Genomic DNA, 20,378 nt, shown 5'->3' with positions numbered 1-20,378 from the left:
TAAAACCCCTCTCGGGTGCGGTCTATACAATATTAGCAAATAATTTTGATTTACTTTTTATACTTGCTCTTTTATACTTAAGATTTACTTTTGTGTATAGGAGATCCTTTTTCTAAATATACTTACGAAATAATTGGATGTTAGGTATAAGATTCATCGGAAGTAGATTTATCGGGAGATGATCCTATTATTGAAGATCCTTTTTTTTATTGTTTTAAATATAACACCCGGTGATATGATTTTCAAATATGATACCAAAGAAAAATTAGTGGTATTTAGACTGGAAGAACCTGCTTTTAATGCTAATTTGGCAGAAGATTTTATTACAGCGATCCATAATCTGAAGGATCTCGATGGCCGCAGCCTCGTGCTAGATATGGCTGACGTTCAATCTATTGACCATCCAGGAATAGAAGCCATTTTAGCAGTCTACCAAGAAATATATGCTAAAAACTTATCATGTTGCCTTGCAAATCTTAACAGCGCTTTAACAGCGCAAGTAAATGATGCAGCGGGCGACCAGTTTATCAATATCGTACCGACCGTTTCGGAAGCCATGGACATCGTGATGATGGAGGAGATTGAAAGGGAGTTGGGACTGGATATCGATGAAGGCATGTAATTGCTATATTGAGATTGATTTACAATTATTTAGATAAGCCCCGATAAGGATGTTTGCAGTTACGATACTAGGAAATAATTCAGCGATACCCACATTGGAAAGGCATCCTACGGCCCAGGTTGTGACGGTTGATAACCAATTATTATTGATCGATTGCGGGGAAGGCTCCCAAATGCAAATGCAACGCTACCATATCAAGCGGGGTAAACTGAACCATATTTTCATCAGCCATCTTCATGGCGACCATTATTTCGGCTTAATTGGGCTCATCAATAGCTTGAGCCTACTGGGCCGCTCCGAAGATCTTACGGTTTACGGTCCACCGGAGCTACAGGAAATAATTGATATCCAGCTAAAAGTTGCCGATACGCGTTTGCTGTTTAAATTGATATTCGTACCGCTGGTTCCCGGGAATGGCGGCATCATCATGAAAGATAAGGAGGTAGAAGTAAGTTATTTTCCCGTTCAGCATAGGATTCCTTGCTACGGTTTCAGGGTGAAAAGGGAAAGGACAAAGCGGAAATTGATCCCGGAACAGGCAAAGGCCTACGAGATCCCTGCCGCGTTTTATTCGAGGTTGCAAGCCGGGGAAGATTATCAACGTAAGGATGGCGTCCTGGTAAAAAATGATTGGGTTACATTGCCACCGCCACCTGCCCAGGCTTACGTTTATTGCGCCGATACGAAATACGATCCCGGCATCATTCCTTACTTGGCCGGGGCCAACCTGGTCTACCATGAAAGCACCTATTTACATGACCTTGAACAAAGAGCTGCCGACAGGTTCCATTCCACCGCTTTCCAGGCAGCTAGCTTAGCTAAGGATGCAGGTGTTGGCAGGTTGTTGCTAGGACATTTTAGCTCTAAATACACGGAGTTAGGCGGATTTCTTGAGGAAGCACGGCCGGTATTCGAAGAATCATACTTGGCCACAGAGGGAACTACTTTTTTGGTATAATATAATAATTAAATATACGGCCATCGTGGTGTAGCCGCGCTAGTCTGCGGGGAATATTTGCAGCCGCGGTCCAGGTGGTCAAATAAGGGGATTCGTATTCACACGTGTGCCCCGGAATCATTATTACGCCATCCCCGTTTCCATTTTAATATCCCGGGCTAAACAAGAGTTACAGTATCTCCCGGTACATCGTATCCAGTTTCTAAAACCTTCCCCCGGGGGTAATATTCGTCACGATCCAACATTACTACTAAGGATAATACGTATTAAGAAATTTTCTATTTATGGGTATTTGATAATCAATAATTATTATAATTATTTATATATATAAAATATTATAATATGAATAGTCCGCCATAGGCTTGAAAAACAGCTAAAACGACCTATAATTAGGGAAATAAAGACTTTTTATATAAAAGAAATTTATTAAAGGTTAAATAAAAAATATATAAAAAAATATGTATTAAATCAGTTTATATATGTAATATTGTATCCAGATTTGTTGCATGAATTAAAGAGTAGGGCCAGTTGCAACTGATACAGACTATGTCACCAATCAATATTTAATAAATTATACTTTAACGCTTTTATTTAACCTTGTACCTATGAGACAATCGTTTCGTATTGCCAGTCTTGTACTGGTATCGCTGTTGGCTTTATCCTTCAACAGCCTGAAAGCACAGCTTAAAATAGGTGGTAACCCTTACACGATCTCCCCGGCTTCCATCTTGGAATTGGAATCAGATCGCCAAGGTCTATTGCTGCCTCGCTTATCCAGTTTTACCCAAATTGATGCCTTAACACCTCCGAATGGTATGATGGTGTATTATACCGGCACTAACCCGGGTATCTACCTGAAAACGGCTTCCGGTTGGGAAAAGTTAGCTTCTTCTGCCGAATCTGCCGCCAACTGGGGATTAACTGGTAATGACGCCGTTACCCCGGCTCACTTCATCGGTTCTATCAATGCGGCTGATGTTATCTTCAAATCTAACGCTTCGGAAAGATTCCGTATCACGAGTGATGGTAAATTGAAAATCCAGTATGCTGATATGACAGCTAATACTTCCAGCGTGGAAGTGTTGGTGTTGAATACCGATGGTTCCGGTGTTAGTACCATCGAAAAAAGAAGCTTGGATCCTTCCGCTTTCGGCGCAGCTGTAAAATCGTTGAATAGCTTGAACGGTGATCTTACGATCAATACCGATGTGGCTACTACCAACGAAACTTTAGAAATTACCGACGATGGTACTTCCGCGTTGACTATCAAAGCCCCGATCATGGATGGAACCGGTACCAAAACTTACGGTTTCATGTCAAAGGGTGATTATGATAAGTTGCAAAACTTAACCGGGGGAACTGCGTTCGAAACTTTAACATACGTAGCAGCTACCGATGATCACGGTGCTACGATTTCCTTCGATAACGTAACCGGGAAATATCAATTGAAATTGCATGCTGCCGATGCTACTTATCCAGGTATCGTGACAACCACTACTCAAACTTTTGCTGGTGATAAAACATTCAGCGGTGCTACTACTTTAAGTGGTGATGTTTATTTGGATGGTACCAATATTTATGCAACTGGTTTAGGCGCCGGTACTACTACGGACAATAATGTACTTGTATTAGACGGGTCCAGTTCTTTCAAATACAGAACTCTTGCTGCGTCTGCATTTGATGGTGCTATTACCTCGGTAAACGGTTTGACTGATAATGCAATTACCTTAGCTTTAGGAACTGCCGGTAATGATTTGGCTTTCTCTGCTGCTACAGGAACGGTAACTTTAGATGTCCCTGATGCGAGTGCTACCGCGCGCGGTGTTATTACAACCGGCGCTCAAGAAATTGCTGGTGCTAAACAATTTAAAGATAAATCTTCTGCTAATGCAGGGTTCGTTGTCGGTGCCCCGGTAAGTACTCAAACTTCCACTTTCACTGTTACGGGTTCCGTGGCAATGTCTATCAGGACTGCAACGGGTACTTACACAGTGGCGGCTACGGATTATACTATCTTGGTGAAACCAACTGCTGATGCAACGATTACTTTGCCGGATGCAACTACTAATATCGGTCGCGTAATTAATGTAAAAAGGTTATCCGGTAACCCGGATTTATCTGCGGATGCTTTCGTAGTTACAATTGATACCGCGGGTGGCGATATCGATGGTGCGGCTGCATCTATTACTGCGCCTAACAATACAAATTATGTATTCCAAAGCGATGGTACCAACTGGTACAAAGTCAACTAATAATCGATAATAACTGGATGAAACGATCCGGTACATGTGTCTCAAAAACCGGATCGTTTTATCTTATTATTCAATCCATTATCGGGTAAAATATTATACCATGAGTCTTTTCGGAAAGATGGGTATTCCTTGTATCATTTTTTGCGTGTTCATGATACTTGGAAAACATTCAAATGCGCAACTTAAAATAGGGGATAATCCTTATACTGTCAGAACGGACGCTTCATTAGAATTGAGTGGGGAAGCCCGTGGATTATTACTCAACAGGGTGCCTAAAGCCGCACTGAACACAGCTCCTTTAAATAGCGCTCCAGACGGGATGATCGTTTACGTGAAAGAAGACAAGCAAATTTATCTGAAAAAAGGTACTTGGCAACCTTTAGCTGATTTATCCGCGATCGGTTCTTGGTCGACCGCAGGTAATACGGGAAATGATTCCAGTGTACATTTTATTGGAACGCTTGATCATCAGCCGATCGTCTTTAAGGTGGATGCCGTGGAGAGGGGCAGGGTTGCCGGAAACGGTTTCTGGGGAGTGGGGAGAAGTAATCCCACGTCTATGCTGCATGTGAACGGCGCTATCGCTACCAGTACCATTACTGCTACCGGGAATATAACCTTAGTTGATTCTAATTCGGTCGTTATAATGAACAATGCCAGCGATGCCACGGTTACTTTACAGTCGCCAGTGGGAAGAACCGGTAGAAGTATCGAGTTGGTAGCTTACAATACGGGGAATGTAAATTACGCTGGAGCCACGGTAAAAGCTACGAACGGCACTACACAAACATCGCTTTTAAGCGGTTATACGGTTAAACTGGTTAGCGATGGAACGGCTTGGGTAGTGATGAATAAGCAAAGGCCGGCCTTGTTAAAATATAACGCTAACAGTGGTTCGGGGGAGTTTGATATCAGCCGGGATCTGAATGCGATGGCAACGAATGGAACGGGCTTGTATCTGACCGATGTCGAGGGGAATCCAGCCAACCAAATACCTAATGAAACAGCTTGGTTCCATACTTCGATCGTAGCAAAAAGTGATAACGGTCTATATGTCGGGCAGTTTGATTTAACGGATCATGAAGCCTATTTCAGGGGCGGTTCCGTGGATACTTTTGCGAACATGTCTTGGCGTAAGTTTTTAACCTTGCCCGTAAATGCAAACTTCAGCGCTGAAACGGAAGGGAATTACGATGTGAATTTCAATTTGAAAGATAACCGTGATTTGTTTTTCAGCACCAACAGTAATAAGCGTGTAACCATCCAGGGTGATGGCGATGTGGGGATCGGTACAACGAGTCCGAATGCGAAACTGGATGTAAACGGTTCTGTGAAAGTGGGAAGCGACGGTACACCTGTTGAAAAGATTTACAGGCTGACTACAGGAAATTATAATGTGAATACATATTCCAATACCTATGAATTTAGGTATCCAACCTCGGGTACAGATAGCCGTATAACTTCAAATGCTACGGTGATTATAAACCCCAGGGGCGAGATTGGAGAAGAAACAAGTATTGCACATGCTAGAGCTTATAACGGTTACGTAATTGTAAGACTAACAAGTGTTACATGGAGGATTAACTTTAATACTTCTTTTAACGTAACTATCATGCAATTTTAATCTTATCCCAGGCGGATGAAAAAACTTATAACCATAATTTTCTTCATACTTGCATGTAATTATGCTTACTGCCAATTGAATACCTATATCCCCCCGAATGGAAAAATTTGGATTTTCAAAGGGAAGCCGGTTTCAATTTACGGAAGCATCATTAATGAAGGTACGATCGGCTCAAACCCTGATGCCGAGTTGAACTTCTTCGGCAAGTCTTGGAAAAACGCGATCACGGCAAAATTGATCGATGAAAGTGAGGATGGTTATACTGGCAAAGGTGGTATTTTCAGGTTTTCCGGAAATAACCCCGTCAATGGTAACTTGGGCGCCCAAACTGTTTACTGCGGCTTCAGTGTGAGCGCGAACAAGGGTATCAGCTTTCCTAACCTTGCCATTGATAATAAATTAGGGCTTATCTTGGATGATCTCAGTGATCTCAAAGTCAGAAATAATTTGCACTTCAGTAATGGATTCATATTCCTGAACGGTTGGAACCTGGTAGTGGGTGATAAACAACCCGGAACTATTACGGGCTATAACGATAAGGCTTTCGTAGTAACGGGAACCAATATTGCCGGCGGATTCTTATACCGTGAAGCAATCTCTAGGACTAGCGGCAAGGTTGTTTTCCCTATCGGTACTTCTATTAGCAATTATTCACCTGCTGCTATCGAATATAAAAGTGATACCCCTGACGATTTTAAAGCCCGTGTATTTGACAGCGTTTATAGCCAGGCAATTGACGGTGTGATCAATAAATTGGAATATGCTAATAAAACTTGGAATATCGGGCATCTGAACGAGTCCAGCGCCGAAGTAGTCCTTTATTTACAACACATGGATAAAGATGAAGGCGCTAACTATGCTGCCTTCAGGTCCCTGAGTTTTATTAGCCGTTATACAGATACATCTTGGGACTATATCAGCGCTTTACAATTTAACCCGATAACCGGCAACCTGACAACGGGAGGACCGCTCACTAGTTCAACTTTACACCAAAGATTATTTAATGAAGGTTTAGATATCAACGAATATTTCACTAAGTCTTCGTTTATCGCGGGACCTTACTCGCCGGCCATATTCATGTATTTCAATGCATACAGGAATTCGCCTTACCTCGCCAGGTTGGAATGGGCTACTTCCCGCGAGTTAAATAATGACCATTTCGAAATCGAACGGCGCTACGATAAAGATACTGCCTTTACAACGGTCGGCTCCGTACTGTCGTCCTCGATTAACGGTAACAGCGAGATTTTCCGTCAATACATGTACGATGATCCGAATGATTACGAGGGCTGGACGTATTACCGGATTAAATCGGTATCGAAGAACGACCGGGTCTCTTACACGGAAACCAGGGCTGTTCCGCCATTCCTCAGGGTAGAAGTTTGGCCAAACCCGAACTACGGCCAGTTTACTGTTAGGATCAAGGGTGAAAACTCTAGCATGATTATGAGGATTGTGAACGTATTAGGACAAACGGTTCGGACTTACGACATCACCGGCGAAACGAATATCCAGGTGAATGATATCGCGAGAGGCATGTACGTCTTAGCATTCTACGATAAGAACTCGGGCAAATTGATCCGCACGCATAAGATCGTGGTAATAGACAGGTATTAATTATTAATAATTCTAAATGTTGATATTGGTAATGATAGCTCGCCCGCGTGGCGGGCTATCTTTTTATACGCAAACCGGGAACGGATTTGTTTTTAAACTCGAATTGCAGCATTTTTGCAGGAGTATAGATCAACAGCAGAAAATATTGCATATGGGCGGTAATGGAAAAAAAATTATTATCACGATAGACGGATACTCTTCCTGCGGGAAAAGTACCCTAGCCAAACAATTGGCCAAACAATTGGGCTATTTGTTTATCGATAGCGGCGCTATGTACCGGGCTATCACTTTTTATTTCCTGCAAAACCGTGTCGATTGGAATGATGAAGATGCCGTGGCGGCGGCCTTGCAAAATATTAAGTTGAGTTTTATATTCAACGAAGCCACCGGCAAAGCTGACATCTATTTAAATGAAGAAAACGTAGAACCATATATCCGGGACTTAATCGTTGCGGAAAAAGTTAGCGAAGTGGCGGCAATTGGCGCCGTGAGGGAGTTTGCCGTAGCCCAGCAACAAGAGATGGGTATCCAAAAGGGTATCGTGATGGATGGAAGGGATATCGGAACCGTCGTTTTCCCGGCTGCGGAGCTCAAGATCTTCATGACGGCCGACCCCGATGTTAGGGTGCAAAGGCGTTTCAAGGAGCTTTACGAGAAAGATCAACATATCACCATCGAAGAAGTCCGCAAAAACCTGGAATTAAGAGATTATATTGATACCAATAGGGAAATTAGTCCCCTGAAAAAAGCTGATGATGCTATCGTGCTGGATAACAGCCAGTTAACTTTGGAAGAACAATTCGAATTAGTTATGCAATGGGTAAAAGATGCAACAAATTAGCATTCTCCTTAAATATTTTTTTTATATTTAAAAAGTGTTATTAAATTTGTTCTTATAAAGACGACCCACAGGGTATCTTTTTTTGCCAAATCCTCAGAAATTCCTCAACCAACGGATGTGAATGAATACCCTTCACTCCTCCAGTAATGATTTTTTACCTATCCCATTTTTTACGAAAGGCCCCGGCTTTTAGGAAGATGTTGTATACACGCGTAACAACATTGTTGGATACTGAAGTTGCTTGGATTATAGCCTGCAAGTAAATTGCGTAGTTATGGTTGACTGGTGTTAACAGCGATCTCGAATCGTCATCCTGTTATCATCCGGGCAATCGGAAAATGCCCTACGCTTTTGAAGGCCATATCCGGATTTGATCCCTAAAGAAAACCCGGCTATTAACCGTAATATAAAATCTACCAATAAATTAAACGGGAGGCTAACACCTCGCTATCCCGTTGTGACAATGTGGATCCGCATACACGCAAGTGTAGCGTCCATATTTTCAGTAGGTGTATTCGGTTAATAGGAAAGGGGCGAATTCTTTCGCCCCTTCATTTTTCCGGTGAATACACCCCTTAGTTTCTTCCAAGATTTATTTAACTTGTGCTACACCTACGCTGAAAATCGAATTGTATGCAAGCTGTGACTGTTTTTCGCCACTTTTTGATCGTATGCCTTATCTCGATCAGCGTAAATATTTACGCGCAGGATTCGACTGTAATTGCCAACCGCTTTACCCAACTTAAATCTTTAAAGGACGATACAGCCAAGGTTAACGCGCTGATGCGCGAAGGCAGGAATAACAATAAGTATTATTTCAATAAGGACGGGGAAAATCCTTTCTTCCAAGAAGCTATCATTATTGCTCAAAAGATTCATTACCCCAAAGCTCTAGCCGAAGCGTATAATGATATCGGGACAGCTAAAAGAAATAAATCGGAATATATCCTCGCCCTCGATCTTCATACCAGGGCTTATAAAAATGCCGAAGAATCGAAGGATCTTAAAACTATATCCTTCAGTTTAAATAATATGGGGGTCGATTACCGTCGCCTCGATGATCTTGAAAATGCATTTAATTGCCACCTGAAAGCATTGCAGGTCGCTGAAAAGATACATGATACGCGAAACATTTGCGTAGCTACTAATAGTATTGGTAATATCCAGTTAACAGCCGGTAAATACAAGGAGGCTATCAAGCATTTCGAGGAAGCCCTTGCATTGGAAACCAAAAGCGGCAACAAACTAGGGATGGCTATTAACTTGGGAAATATCGGTTACGGTTACCAATACCTGGGGCAACTCGATAAAGCCATCGATTTTTATAAGCGTTCATTAGCGGTAAACATCGAATTGGAGAATCCTACTGGTATGTCTATTTGTTACACGGCGCTTGGCTCTGCCTACCAGGAGAAAAAGGATTATAACACGGCAATGAAATATTTGTCCCAATCTTTGGCCGTAAACCATAAAGTAGATGATAAAATACATACGGCTGAAAACTACCTGGAGATCGGGAAGTTGTTGACGGAACAAAGAAAATTTGAAAGCGCCAGGGAGTACATCAAGCAAGCATTGGATCTCGGTGAGCAATATCATTTTAAATCTGTACTGGAAGATGCATTTAAAGTCCTGGCCGATAATTATAAGGCCTCGGGTAACTACCAGGCATCGCTAGATAATCTTAATAAATCCCTTTTATATAAAGATAGCTTGGTCAATGAAAAGTCAACGACAGCTTTTGCGCAAATGCAAGCAATATACGAGGTTGATAGAAAAGATAACCAGATCAAGATTTTACAGCACGAACAGGAAGTAAGCCAACTACGTATGAAACGCAACTTGGCCTGGATCATATCCCTGGGCGGCTTCTTAGTAATGTTGATCATCCTTGGATTTTTTTACTTGCGGCACCGTAATTCCCAAGCCAAACGCTTAGCCCTGCAACTGGAGTTGAAAGCGCTCCGCTCGCAAATGAACCCGCATTTTATATTTAATTCATTAAGCTCTATTCACCGTTATATTTGGAGTAACAACCAGGAGCAAGCCAGCGATTACCTTACCAAGTTTTCAAAGCTGATGCGTATGATCTTGGAAAATAGTCAGCATACCTTCGTTCAACTAAACAACGAATTGGATTCCTTGGAATTATACCTGGATTTGGAAGCCTTGAGATGTAACCATAAATTTGAGTATTCCATTCGTTTATCCAATAATATTCACCCGGAAGATATCCTGGTGCCACCGTTGATTATTCAACCGTACGTAGAAAATGCCATATGGCATGGTTTGGTACACCTCGATGGACAGGGACAGCTAGAAATTGATATAAGCCTAGAAGGTAAATTATTGTATTGCAAGGTAAGGGATAATGGAATCGGGAGGAAACGGGCCATGGAAATCAAGGCCCAAAAAGCAAGGACGCACCATTCCATGGGAATGACCGTGACGGAAAGTAGGGTGGATTTAATTAAGAAAACGAATAACGTTAAAGAGACGAACGTTAAAATCATAGATTTATATGACAGTTCCGGCGAAGCGGCCGGAACAGAAGTAATTATCGTGTTGCCGGTCGAATTCGTATTTTAACTAATGGCAGGGAAGAAGATACCGGGCAATAATTCTAGCCTATTTATATTGATTTGATATCAACCATATTAAACATGAGCGAGATCAAGACTATTATCGTGGACGATGAACAGCATTGTATCGAGGCCTTAATCACGATGCTGGAGAAAAAGTGCCCCGATGTAAAAGTACTAGCAACAGCCCGGAGCGTAGCTGAGGCTAAAACTGTAATTGATACTTATCAACCCGAATTAGTATTCCTGGACGTGGAAATGCCGCACCAGAATGGTTTCGAACTGTTGAACCTTTTCGGCAAGATTCAATTTGACGTGATCTTTACGACCGCGTATGAACAATACGCGCTGAAGGCTATTAAGTTTAACGCCCTTGATTATTTATTAAAACCCTTTAGCGTGGCAGATTTGCAAGAAGCTATAAAGAAACATATGGAGAAGAAGGGTATAAAATACGCTCCTGGTATGGCGCCGCTGGAAATGTTCTTGCAAAACATGAAAACGCTTCAACAAACGAACCGGAAAATAGCCTTACCTACCTTCAATGGGCTGATATTTATGCCCGTTCAAAATATCGTACGCTGTGAATCTACCGGGAATTATACCAAGATATTTTTTATCGATAAAAAGCATTTGCTGGTATCAAAACCGCTGAAAGAATTTGAAGAATTGCTTTCTGAAATCGATTTCTTCAGGATTCATAATTCCCACCTGATCAATTTGCAACAAATGAGTTCCTATATCCAAGGTGAAGGGGGCTACGCCTTAATGTCTGATGGAACCCAAGTGGAAGTTTCCCGCAGAAGGAAAGCCGAGTTTTTAAAGAAAGCTATGCAGTTTTAATTCATTCCAGTTTTGCGTTTTTTTATACCAGTTATCTCCAATAACATACCATGTATTAATTACTGGTTGCGCAAAAATGGCTGCTGAACTACATTTGTATCAACAACGACGAATATTTAACTGTTTGTTATAAAAATTTTTTCTCTGCATTACTAGCGTTTGATTAGCCCCAAAGAAAAAAGGCACCTCCCGGTGTCTTTTTTGCGTTCATGCATTTTTAGGAAGATTTACCGGGTTTCACGGATCACAGATTAATATGACAAGCATATGGAAGTATAGCCCAAGATTGGTAACAAATAATATATTTGTTAGCTCATAACGCTATACCCATTTACATAGCAATTGATACAATAAATAGAAGCTGCTTGCAAAATATCTCGATAGATATTTTAAAGACTCCGTGAAATCTGTGTAATCCCATCATGTATTCCGTGAAGTTCGAGGATTTTTTCAATCACGTTTTCCACGATAGCGTCCGGGCAAGATGCGCCGCTCGTAAGCAATATAGTAACGGTATCTTTTTCCGGCAGGAATTGAAGGGAATGCAATTCTTCATGGCGATGGAAATCGTAATGTAGTACTTCCTGTTTATTGATAATCTTATCGGCGGAGGATATAAAAAAGGTCGGTAAATGTTCTTCGCACAGCTCTACCAAATGCGAGGTGTTGGAGCTGTTGTAACCGCCGACAACGATGGCCAAATCTGCGGGTTCTTGTAACATCCCGATGACAGCAGATTGGTTGTCATTGGTGGCATAACAAAGGGTATCCCTCGTATCTGCAAAACGGTCGCCAATATTAGCATCATCGAGTTGATAACGTTCCTTGATGCTTTGCTTGATGAAATCGGCAATCGCCTGTGTTTCCGAGGCCAACATGGTTGTTTGATTGACCACGCCTACACGTTGCAGATCTTTCTCCACGTTGAAACCTTCAGAATATTGACCTTTAAATTCTTCATAGAATTGAGAAGGTTCTTTTTTACCGAGGATATAATCTGCCAACCGGACCGCTTCCGCCATATCTTTAACAACCACGGTCGGGGTATGTAAACGGCTGTGCGAAAAGGTAGCGCGCGTTTCTTCGTGTTTGGGCTTGCCATGCACGATGACGCTGTAGGACTTACCTGCAATCTGCTCGGCCTTATTCCAAACCCTTTCTACGAATGGGCAGGTAGTGTTATATTGCAAAGGTTGGATACCCTTGGCTTTCAGTATACCTTCAATTTCAAGTGTCGTTCCGAATGCGGGAATGATCACGATGTCTTCCGCATGTAGTTCATCCCAAGGAATCAGCTGTTTTCCCTGCGTGTCCATGATAAATTGTACACCCCTCGAAAGCAGGTCCTGGTTTACTTGCGGGTTATGAATCATCTCGCTGAGGAGAAATATCCTTTTACCTTCGTTTTCTTCCACGGTTTTAAATGCTATTTCTATCGCGTTCTCCACCCCGTAACAAAAACCGAAATGCCTGGCCAGCAATATTTTTACCGGCCCGAAATCTAAATGAGTCGGGCTGAAATCCTTCTTCATCTTATCTTGCTGTTTGCGCTTTTGCTTGATCGCGGTAATGAGCGGGCTACGGTAAATTACGGGTACGTTGAAAGTTTTCATTCGTTCTGTTAATATTTATCTGCAATTGAAGCCAGTTGACCAGGTTGTAATCCTTTTACAAAGTTAACAAGAAATTATCGACACAGCTATTTTTCTACTCCCGCAACCACATTTTCATCTCCCCGGAAGCCTGTTTTGAACACCTATGGTAAAATAAGTGTACAAAATACATGTATTTCTATTTGAAAGGTAACAAACCCAGGGAATCATTCAGTATCTTGAGTTCGCAAAGATGTAATACAAATCAGCCAAACTATGACTAAATTATTTATAGCTACTGCTTTTGCCTGTAGCTTTTTGTACAGTGAACAATCGATAGCAGCGTCAAATGCCCCGGATACGACCGCCGTACCACTTTTCAGTAACGCTTACGTGTATCCTAGCAGGGATGCAGGCAACGGTGAAATTGGCCGTGGCGGTTTAAGGGCTTGGAAAAGCAAGGAAGGGTATACAAAAACCTTCTTCCTGGTAAATCAACCGGGGCCCCTGGCGCTATCTTTAAAATTGCAACCGGGCAGTGCCGCCAGCAAATTGTCTGTGCAGTTGGGTAATGAAAAGAAAGCTTTGAACGTACCTGCCGGTTCCGCTAGCATTACTTTGCCCGTTGGCGAATATAATGTTACCGCGAAAGGCTACCATGCCGTAGAAATTCATGCACTGGAAGGAAGCAGCTTACCGATGATCGAGGATGTATTGTTCTCAGGACCCAACGCGGAGAGCATCCAGTACAACGCCAGCCGTTACCGCGGCGCTCCCGCCACCCATTTATCTTACCCCGTACCTCCTAACAGCGGCGATGTTGAGTGGTTTTATAATGAAATTAATGTACCTGCCGACGCGCAGCCATTGCATTCTTATTACATGGTAAATGGTTTCAGCGGCGGTTATTTCGGGATACAGATTAACAGTAAAACGGAAAGAAGGGTGCTTTTCTCAATCTGGAGCGCTTACGATACCCAAGATCCCAAGCAGATTCCTGAAGAGTATGCCGTGAAATTAGTTCGCAAAGGTAAAGATGTGACGATCAATGAATTCGGAAACGAAGGTAGCGGGGGACAGAGCTTCTGGAAATTTAACTGGAAAGCCGAAACTACTTACAAGCTATTGGTTCATGCCAAACCGAACGGGGATCATACCGTGTATAGCGGCTATTTCTTCGATCCTGCCGTTGGGAAATGGAAGCTGATCGCCACCTGGGATAAAGCCAAATCCGGCGGTAAATACCTGGGCGGACTTTATTCGTTCGTTGAAAATTTTAGTGACAACGGTGAAGATTTCTTCAAAGCTCGCTATGGCAACCAATGGGTGAGAACCGCCAAGGGTGAATGGATCGAATTAACAAAAGCCCGTTTTTCCACCACGGCAAACCCGAAAGTACACCAGCGGTTCGATGTTGGCGGTGGGCTTGAGAAGGGGATGTTCTACATGTTTTCTGGCGGTTTCCGCGAAGTTGGAAACCAGTACAAGGGCAGTATGATTGAACGCCCTGCTACGAAAGTGCCCCCTGCAATCGACCTGGAGCATCTTCCGAAGCAATAATTTTTATCGAACAATAATAAAACCGGTTGCTGGGAAACAGTATGTTTTGGTTGTTTTCCTATCAACCGGTTGTTTTTTGAATTTGAGTGCTAAATACGTGGTTAATGGTGGCTCTTTGCAGGCTCTAATTAGAATTTAATCCTTGCTGTCGCTATATTTTTTCAACCACTTTTTCTCTTCGCTGCTAAGGCTATTGTAACCCTTTTCATTGATTTTATCGAGCAGGATATCGAGTTTTTGCTGCACATTTTCCTCGTTCTTGGTTTTAACGACCTTTAAAGGTGATTTTTTGGGCCTGAATGCCCTTCTTTCCCCGGGGCCGGCACCCGAACCCATGTTGGCCAACTTTGTAAACAACCAAATCAGGGGTTGCGCCATATCCACGCCGCGGCGGAGGTAGCTGACATACAAATACCCGAATAATGCGCCACCGAGATGCGAAGCAATACCGCCCCAGTTACCGAAGGGAATCATGACCAGGTCGATGACCAGGAAAGCAGCAGCGATATATTTCAACTTGACATAACCGAAGATGAACAGGTTCAACTCCAAGTTTGGTAAAACGGTAGCGCTCGCGAGTAAAAAAGCCATGACGGCAGCGGAAGCACCGATCAAGGGAACGTCTACCGCCGAATATCCCGGCAATACTTGGTACAACAACATAAAAAATAACCCGCCTACGATCCCGCCAAGTATATAAACCGGCAGTACACGCCTGTTGCCCAGCTCCGTGCGGAATAAATTTCCATACCAATAGAAGACCAACATGTTAAACAAGATATGTAACACGTTGAGCTGCACGAACATGTATGTAATGATCCCCCAGGGTTTAGTGATGAACACCTTGGGGTTGCTATGCAGGGAGAGGTTATCGTTGAGGAAGCCGTAAATAGGAGCCACGGCAGCCGGTGTCAAATGAGCCAGGACATACAAAATACCAAGCACCAAGAATACGATCACGTTGGCAAACAGCAGATAATTCACCATATTGCCCTGCCTTAACCAAAAGCGAATTTCAGATCTAAAAGAAGTCCCGTTCATAATGGTAAATTAAAGCAAAATATTCAACCTGGTCTTACAAATTTCATATAAAAAAATGTAAAAAAAGGGCCTGGCTTTCCAAGGCCGTACTGAACAGGCATTTCAAGCTATCCAAGTCAAGTTGAACTCATTATCAATACAATTATTTTTATATAATAATAATTTTTACAACTATTTGTTCAAGCCTGGTTAAAATAATGTGATCAATGGCCAGAAACTTCCGCCAACAGCCCGATTTTACAGCATTTATTAGTATCTTTGCTCCTCTTAAAAATTTTTAAATGGAAGAAAACAACATTATTAACGAACAAAATGCTGAACAACAGGCTCCGCAAGCAGCGGCCGAAACAGCAACAACAAATGCGCCTGTTGCTACTGCTCACGACGATTTCGATTGGAGCGTAGACAAACGTAACGTTTCTTCTTACTCAGAAGAAGAAAAAGCCAAATATGATGCTACGTACGACAGTACTTTCAAAGTATTTGACGAAAACAGCTTACTTACGGGTACAATCGTAGGTTTGACTCACACGGATGCGGTAATCAACATCGGCTTCAAATCTGATGGTTTGATCTCCTTGAACGAGTTCCGCGACATGCCGGGCCTGAAAATCGGTGACGAAGTTGAGGTTTTGGTAGTTGAGAAAGAAGACCGTTCCGGTAACTTGCACCTGAGCCGTAAACAAGCTCGTATGCAACGCGCATGGGAAAAAATCGTGGACGTTTACAAAACTGGCGAAGTGGTTACTGGTACTGTTACCAGCAAAACTAAAGGTGGTTTGATCGTGGACGTTTACGGTATGGAAACTTTCTTGCCGGGTTCTCAAATCGATGTGAAACCAGTTACCGACTACGATCAATTCGTTGGTAAAACCATGGAATTTAAAGTGGTTAAAATCAATGAAGCAATCCGTAACGCGGTGGTTTCTCACAAAGCGCTTATCGAAAGCGATATCGAGCAACAAAGGGTGGATATCATCTCCAAACTTGAAAAAGGTCAAGTATTGGAAGGTACTATCAAAAACATCACCGACTTCGGTGCGTTCATTGACTTGGGCGGCTTAGACGGTTTGTTGTACATCACTGATATCAGCTGGGGACGTATCTCTCATCCGAGCGAAGTATTGCAAATGGATCAAAAGATCAACGTTGTGGTATTGGACTTCGACGACGAGAAAAAACGTATCAGCCTCGGTTACAAACAATTAACTCCACATCCATGGGATACTTTACCTGCTAACATCACCGAAGGTGCTAAAGTAAAAGGTAAAGTGGTGAACATCGAAGATTACGGTGCTTTCTTGGAAATCTTACCAGGTGTGGAAGGTTTAGTTCACGTATCTGAAATCTCTTGGGCTTCTACCCCTATCAACGCTAAAGAATTCTTCAAATTAGGCGAAGAATACGAAGCAGTGGTAGTTACCCTGAGCAAAGAAGAACGTAAGATGAGCCTTTCTATCAAGCAATTGACAGAAGATCCATGGTCTACAATCGAAACTAAGTTCCCATTAGATAGCCGTCACAAAGGCATCGTTAAAAACATCACACCTTACGGCGTGTTCGTTGAATTGGAAACCGGTATCGGCGGTATGATCCACATCTCTGACCTGAGCTGGATCAAACGTTTCAACCACCCAAGTGAATACACGAAAGTAGGTAACGAAATCGATGTAGTAATCTTAGGTATTGACAAGGAAAACCGCAAGCTGAGCCTCGGCCACAAACAAATTGAAGAAGATCCTTGGAATACTTTCGAAACCGTGTTCCCAATTGGTTCCATCCATGAAGGTACCGTGGTGAAGAAAGATGAAAAAGGTGCTACTGTTCAATTACAATACGGTTTAGAAGCTTACGCTCCTGCTCGTCACCTGAAAACGGAAGACGAAAAACCAATCAACGTTGACGATGTGAAAGAATTCATGATCATCGAATTCGATCGCAACGAAAAACGTATCTTGGTTTCTCACACCAAAGTTTGGGAACAATCTAAAGCCGAAGAGAAAGAAGCCGTAGCGAAAGAAAAACGTGTTGAGGCTGACAAAACTCGCAAAGCAGTGAAAAACATTCAAGGTAAAGTAGAAAAAGCTACTTTAGGTGACTTGGGTGCTTTGGCTGAATTGAGAGAGAAATTGAAACAAAACGAAGGTGGTGAAGAAAAGAAAGGTGAATAATCTTTCAAATTTTCGCAACAACTAATACAAGGCTTAATCCTTGTGTTGTAAGATACGAAAGGGCGCTCCGCATTTTGGAGCGCCCTTTTTATTTTGTAGATTTAATATCATTGTCGTCCGACTAAAAATGCTTTAAAGGTACTTGAATTCCTTACCAGGTCAAGGACATAAGCGAAGGGTGATACATTCAAAATCCCGGGTAGCCCCACCAACAAAACCGTGGAACTTCGCACTGTTGATAGCGAAGGGTCGCTTGGCCATACAGTAGTAGAAAGGCCGGATCGAGCGATCAAATTGGTGGCCGTAATGGCCAATTTGTGCCCTTTTTTGGTACCTTTTTTGGGCAAGCAAAAAAGTACAAGAAACGAGCAGATGAACATTGAATCGAACTATTGAGGGGTCAAATTGCTCCCCGGTTAAAATTTAGTCGGACAACAATGATTTAATATGATCAAAGCCTAAGACTTAAAAAAACTTACTTCCTGGAATAGGTGTCAATTTTTAGAACACAAGCGTAGCTTCCTATATTATGAAAGGGAAAACTGCTAGTGGATAAATGGGGCATTACCAGCGGGCCGTTCGATCGCTTCTTATTTCGGTTGTAAAGCCTTCAAAGCTTTTTCATCGAAGGATAATAAAGATGATATTTTCAAATCAGCCAAAGCATACCTAGGATCCTGAAAATTATGCGCCTCCGGTACAACAACTGTCCTCATCCGGGCGGCTTTCGCGGCTGTCATCCCGGTTACTGAATCTTCAAAAGCGATACAATCTAAGGGGCTGCTACCCAATTTTTCTGCACAGGCCAGGTAAACAGCCGGGTGCGGTTTACCGTATGCTTCAAATTCAGCGGAAACAACCGCCTGGAAGTATTTCTTAATATCTAGATGTTCAACTACTGCTTGAATTAAACTTTCCGGCGATGAGGAAGCCAGGCCGATCTTGAATTGCTGCTCTGTAAAAAATCGTAAAATGTAATCCAGCCCTTCCATGGCCCTGCCTTCCTGCAAGATCCTTTGTGTCACGTTTTCAACGATTTCGTCCGTTACAACTTCAGGACTTTTACTGTCCCATTTGAAATAGTCATGCCAGTAGCTCACTACTTCTTTTGTCCTTAAACCCGTTGTGTGCGAGGTTAAAGCTGGGGTAAGCGTAACGCCCAAGCCATCTAAAACTTCCCGCATCGCAAGGCCCCATAAGGGTTCCGAGTCAACGAGCAAACCATCCATGTCGAAAATCACCGTATTAAGCATAATCCTACTTTTTGCGCCGCAAAGATACTTCATTTAGAGCCGGGAATGAAACCAAATTCGCAAATTTCGGGTTGTGGGTGCCTGGTAACAGTAGCTATATTTGTACCGTAGCGAGAAAATAAAATGTAATTTTATGATGAAGGAAATGCAATATCATTACGATAAAATGTCTGCCGCGATTGCTTATATCGTGGAAAATTTCAAATCTCAACCGGGCTTGGAAGAAGTGGCGGCGCATGTAAACATGAGCGATTTCCATTTTCAACGCCTGTTTACAGAATGGGCAGGGGTTAGCCCTAAGAAGTTTTTACAATTCATCACGACACAATACCTCAAATCGAAGATCCGCGATGTGCAAAATCTACCGGAAGCGGCGGAGTTGGCCGGGTTGTCAACGCAATCCCGGGTATATGATCATTTCGTTACGCTCGAAGCGATGACCCCGGCAGAATATAAGCTGGGTGGTAAAGGGTTAAGCATATTATATGGAGTACATGAAACACCTTTCGGGCAATGTTTTATAGCGATCACTAAGCGGGGAGTATGTTCGATGGCTTTTCTCGGGGAATTGGATGAAACCGGGGCCTTGGAAGAAGCCAAGAATAATTGGCCCGCCGCGGATTTCCAAGAAGACAAGATCGCAACGGCTAATATTATCCATCAAATTTTTCATGGCAATAGGGCTAATAAAATCCACCTTCTCGTTAAGGGAACTAACTTCCAGGTTAAAGTGTGGGAGGCATTATTGAGGATCCCCGGTGGTAGTTTGGCAACCTATAGCCAAATTGCACAAGAAATCGGTCGGCCGGGTGCGGAGCGGGCAGTAGGGAATGCCGTGGGAAACAACCCGGTGGCTTTCTTAATTCCTTGTCACCGTGTTATCCGCAAGGAAGGTGGCCTTGGTGGTTATCATTGGGGGTTAACGAGAAAATACGCACTGTTAGGTTGTGAGCTGTCGAGGTCTACTTTGATGACGGAAACAGCATAAAAAAGTTGCCATCTACCCGCCAATAGATGGCAACCCTAGCTAAAGAGCTGATTTAAACCAAAAAATTATGCTTTATACTATATATAAGTATTGATAGCTGAAGTTAACCCTTTCAACTGCAACCCGCGTTCAGTTAACTCAACCTCTAATAACAACCTGAACCCCAGCGCCAATAAGCCTTGGCAAAATCATTTCACATTTCTATCTACAGCCTGTAAAAATTCTTCAAAAAAGTTTTGGAATTATCATCTCGATGCCTACCTTTGTATTACTCTACAAAATCTATAGGATTATGGGTAATAGGATCAATATTTGCATGAAGATGTGCTGTTGTATGTCAACAGAATAGGGGACCTTATGTATTAGATGGACGGTTGACAACGTTCCTCGCGATGGGGCCCCCGGCAATAGCCAGGGGTTTTTTTATGCTCAAT

At 42.6% G+C, this 20,378-nt stretch carries 14 protein-coding genes; 11 read left to right on the top strand and 3 right to left on the bottom strand.

The annotated features are described in order from the left end of the window. The first annotated feature begins 235 nt into the window (after positions 1 to 235). The 8 genes from COR50_RS22105 to COR50_RS22070 all read left to right on the top strand — a co-directional run bounded on the left by COR50_RS22105 (position 236) and on the right by COR50_RS22070 (position 11,339). Complete coding sequence (locus COR50_RS22105; RefSeq protein ID WP_157761065.1) at positions 236 to 622, top strand: STAS domain-containing protein; 387 nt, start codon at positions 236 to 238, stop codon at positions 620 to 622. 49 nt (positions 623 to 671) lie between these two features. Beyond that, positions 672 to 1,580, top strand: a complete 909-nt coding sequence (locus COR50_RS22100; RefSeq protein WP_098196015.1) for a ribonuclease Z — start codon at positions 672 to 674, stop codon at positions 1,578 to 1,580. A gap of 605 nt (positions 1,581 to 2,185) precedes the next feature. Continuing rightward, positions 2,186 to 3,832: a hypothetical protein gene (locus tag COR50_RS22095; protein ID WP_098196014.1), complete on the top strand. Its 1,647-nt coding sequence runs from the start codon at positions 2,186 to 2,188 to the stop codon at positions 3,830 to 3,832. 100 nt (positions 3,833 to 3,932) lie between these two features. After that, positions 3,933 to 5,456 carry a hypothetical protein gene (locus tag COR50_RS22090; RefSeq protein ID WP_098196013.1) on the top strand — a complete coding sequence of 508 codons (1,524 nt, stop codon included), beginning with the start codon at positions 3,933 to 3,935 and terminating at the stop codon, positions 5,454 to 5,456. A 15-nt stretch (positions 5,457 to 5,471) separates the two neighbouring features. Then, entirely contained in the window at positions 5,472 to 7,073 is a 1,602-nt protein-coding gene (locus COR50_RS22085) for a T9SS type A sorting domain-containing protein (protein WP_098196012.1), read from the top strand. Positions 7,074 to 7,089: 16 nt separating this feature from the next. Continuing rightward, the gene (gene cmk, locus COR50_RS22080; protein ID WP_262496280.1) at positions 7,090 to 7,914 is read left to right on the top strand and encodes a (d)CMP kinase; all 825 of its coding nucleotides are present in this window, start codon (positions 7,090 to 7,092) and stop codon (positions 7,912 to 7,914) included. 633 nt (positions 7,915 to 8,547) lie between these two features. Beyond that, positions 8,548 to 10,503 carry a tetratricopeptide repeat-containing sensor histidine kinase gene (locus COR50_RS22075; protein WP_098196011.1) on the top strand — a complete coding sequence of 652 codons (1,956 nt, stop codon included), beginning with the start codon at positions 8,548 to 8,550 and terminating at the stop codon, positions 10,501 to 10,503. A 74-nt stretch (positions 10,504 to 10,577) separates the two neighbouring features. Further along, complete coding sequence (locus COR50_RS22070) at positions 10,578 to 11,339, top strand: LytR/AlgR family response regulator transcription factor (protein ID WP_098196010.1); 762 nt, start codon at positions 10,578 to 10,580, stop codon at positions 11,337 to 11,339. Positions 11,340 to 11,728: 389 nt separating this feature from the next. Here COR50_RS22070 and COR50_RS22065 read toward each other — a convergent pair whose 3' ends face one another. Continuing rightward, complete coding sequence (locus tag COR50_RS22065) at positions 11,729 to 12,952, bottom strand: 4-hydroxy-3-methylbut-2-enyl diphosphate reductase (RefSeq protein WP_098196009.1); 1,224 nt, start codon at positions 12,950 to 12,952, stop codon at positions 11,729 to 11,731. A 255-nt stretch (positions 12,953 to 13,207) separates the two neighbouring features. On the opposite strand from COR50_RS22065, the gene COR50_RS22060 reads away from it, so the two are divergent. Further along, positions 13,208 to 14,491 carry a DUF3472 domain-containing protein gene (locus tag COR50_RS22060; RefSeq protein ID WP_098196008.1) on the top strand — a complete coding sequence of 428 codons (1,284 nt, stop codon included), beginning with the start codon at positions 13,208 to 13,210 and terminating at the stop codon, positions 14,489 to 14,491. A gap of 135 nt (positions 14,492 to 14,626) precedes the next feature. On the opposite strand, the gene COR50_RS22055 is transcribed toward COR50_RS22060, so the two are convergent. Beyond that, positions 14,627 to 15,532, bottom strand: coding sequence for a rhomboid family protein (locus COR50_RS22055; protein WP_098196007.1), 906 nt, complete (start codon positions 15,530 to 15,532; stop codon positions 14,627 to 14,629). Positions 15,533 to 15,813: 281 nt separating this feature from the next. Here COR50_RS22055 and rpsA point away from each other — a divergent pair, with 281 nt between their 5' ends. Then, positions 15,814 to 17,703 carry a 30S ribosomal protein S1 gene (rpsA, locus tag COR50_RS22050; protein ID WP_098196006.1) on the top strand — a complete coding sequence of 630 codons (1,890 nt, stop codon included), beginning with the start codon at positions 15,814 to 15,816 and terminating at the stop codon, positions 17,701 to 17,703. A 590-nt stretch (positions 17,704 to 18,293) separates the two neighbouring features. Here rpsA and hxpB read toward each other — a convergent pair. Beyond that, on the bottom strand, positions 18,294 to 18,956 hold the full coding sequence (gene hxpB / locus COR50_RS22045) for a hexitol phosphatase HxpB (protein WP_157761064.1): 663 nt from the start codon (positions 18,954 to 18,956) through the stop codon (positions 18,294 to 18,296). Between the two features lie 133 nt (positions 18,957 to 19,089). On the opposite strand from hxpB, the gene COR50_RS22040 reads away from it, so the two are divergent. After that, a complete protein-coding gene (locus COR50_RS22040) occupies positions 19,090 to 19,944 on the top strand; it encodes a methylated-DNA--[protein]-cysteine S-methyltransferase (protein WP_198405736.1) in 855 nt (284 codons plus the stop codon). The last annotated feature ends 434 nt before the right edge of the window (positions 19,945 to 20,378 follow it).

This window comes from Chitinophaga caeni, assembly GCF_002557795.1.
GTDB lineage: Bacteria > Bacteroidota > Bacteroidia > Chitinophagales > Chitinophagaceae > Chitinophaga > Chitinophaga caeni.
The sequence above is the reverse complement of the archived record's forward strand: the minus strand, read 5'-3'. Positions and strand labels throughout refer to the sequence as shown.

Bases quoted from the DNA above. Each gene is read 5' to 3' on its own strand.
- COR50_RS22090 (WP_098196013.1), top strand. From the start codon at position 3,933: ATGAGTCTTTTCGGAAAGATGGGTATTCCTTGTATCATTTTTTGCGTG.
- COR50_RS22070 (WP_098196010.1), top strand. From the start codon at position 10,578: ATGAGCGAGATCAAGACTATTATCGTGGACGATGAACAGCATTGTATC.
- COR50_RS22095 (WP_098196014.1), top strand. From the start codon at position 2,186: ATGAGACAATCGTTTCGTATTGCCAGTCTTGTACTGGTATCGCTGTTG.
- COR50_RS22085 (WP_098196012.1), top strand. From the start codon at position 5,472: ATGAAAAAACTTATAACCATAATTTTCTTCATACTTGCATGTAATTAT.
- COR50_RS22065 (WP_098196009.1), bottom strand. From the start codon at position 12,952: ATGAAAACTTTCAACGTACCCGTAATTTACCGTAGCCCGCTCATTACC.
- COR50_RS22055 (WP_098196007.1), bottom strand. From the start codon at position 15,532: ATGAACGGGACTTCTTTTAGATCTGAAATTCGCTTTTGGTTAAGGCAG.
- hxpB (WP_157761064.1), bottom strand. From the start codon at position 18,956: ATGCTTAATACGGTGATTTTCGACATGGATGGTTTGCTCGTTGACTCG.
- rpsA (WP_098196006.1), top strand. From the start codon at position 15,814: ATGGAAGAAAACAACATTATTAACGAACAAAATGCTGAACAACAGGCT.
- COR50_RS22040 (WP_198405736.1), top strand. From the start codon at position 19,090: ATGATGAAGGAAATGCAATATCATTACGATAAAATGTCTGCCGCGATT.
- COR50_RS22060 (WP_098196008.1), top strand. From the start codon at position 13,208: ATGACTAAATTATTTATAGCTACTGCTTTTGCCTGTAGCTTTTTGTAC.
- COR50_RS22105 (WP_157761065.1), top strand. From the start codon at position 236: ATGATTTTCAAATATGATACCAAAGAAAAATTAGTGGTATTTAGACTG.
- COR50_RS22100 (WP_098196015.1), top strand. From the start codon at position 672: ATGTTTGCAGTTACGATACTAGGAAATAATTCAGCGATACCCACATTG.
- COR50_RS22075 (WP_098196011.1), top strand. From the start codon at position 8,548: ATGCAAGCTGTGACTGTTTTTCGCCACTTTTTGATCGTATGCCTTATC.
- cmk (WP_262496280.1), top strand. From the start codon at position 7,090: ATGTTGATATTGGTAATGATAGCTCGCCCGCGTGGCGGGCTATCTTTT.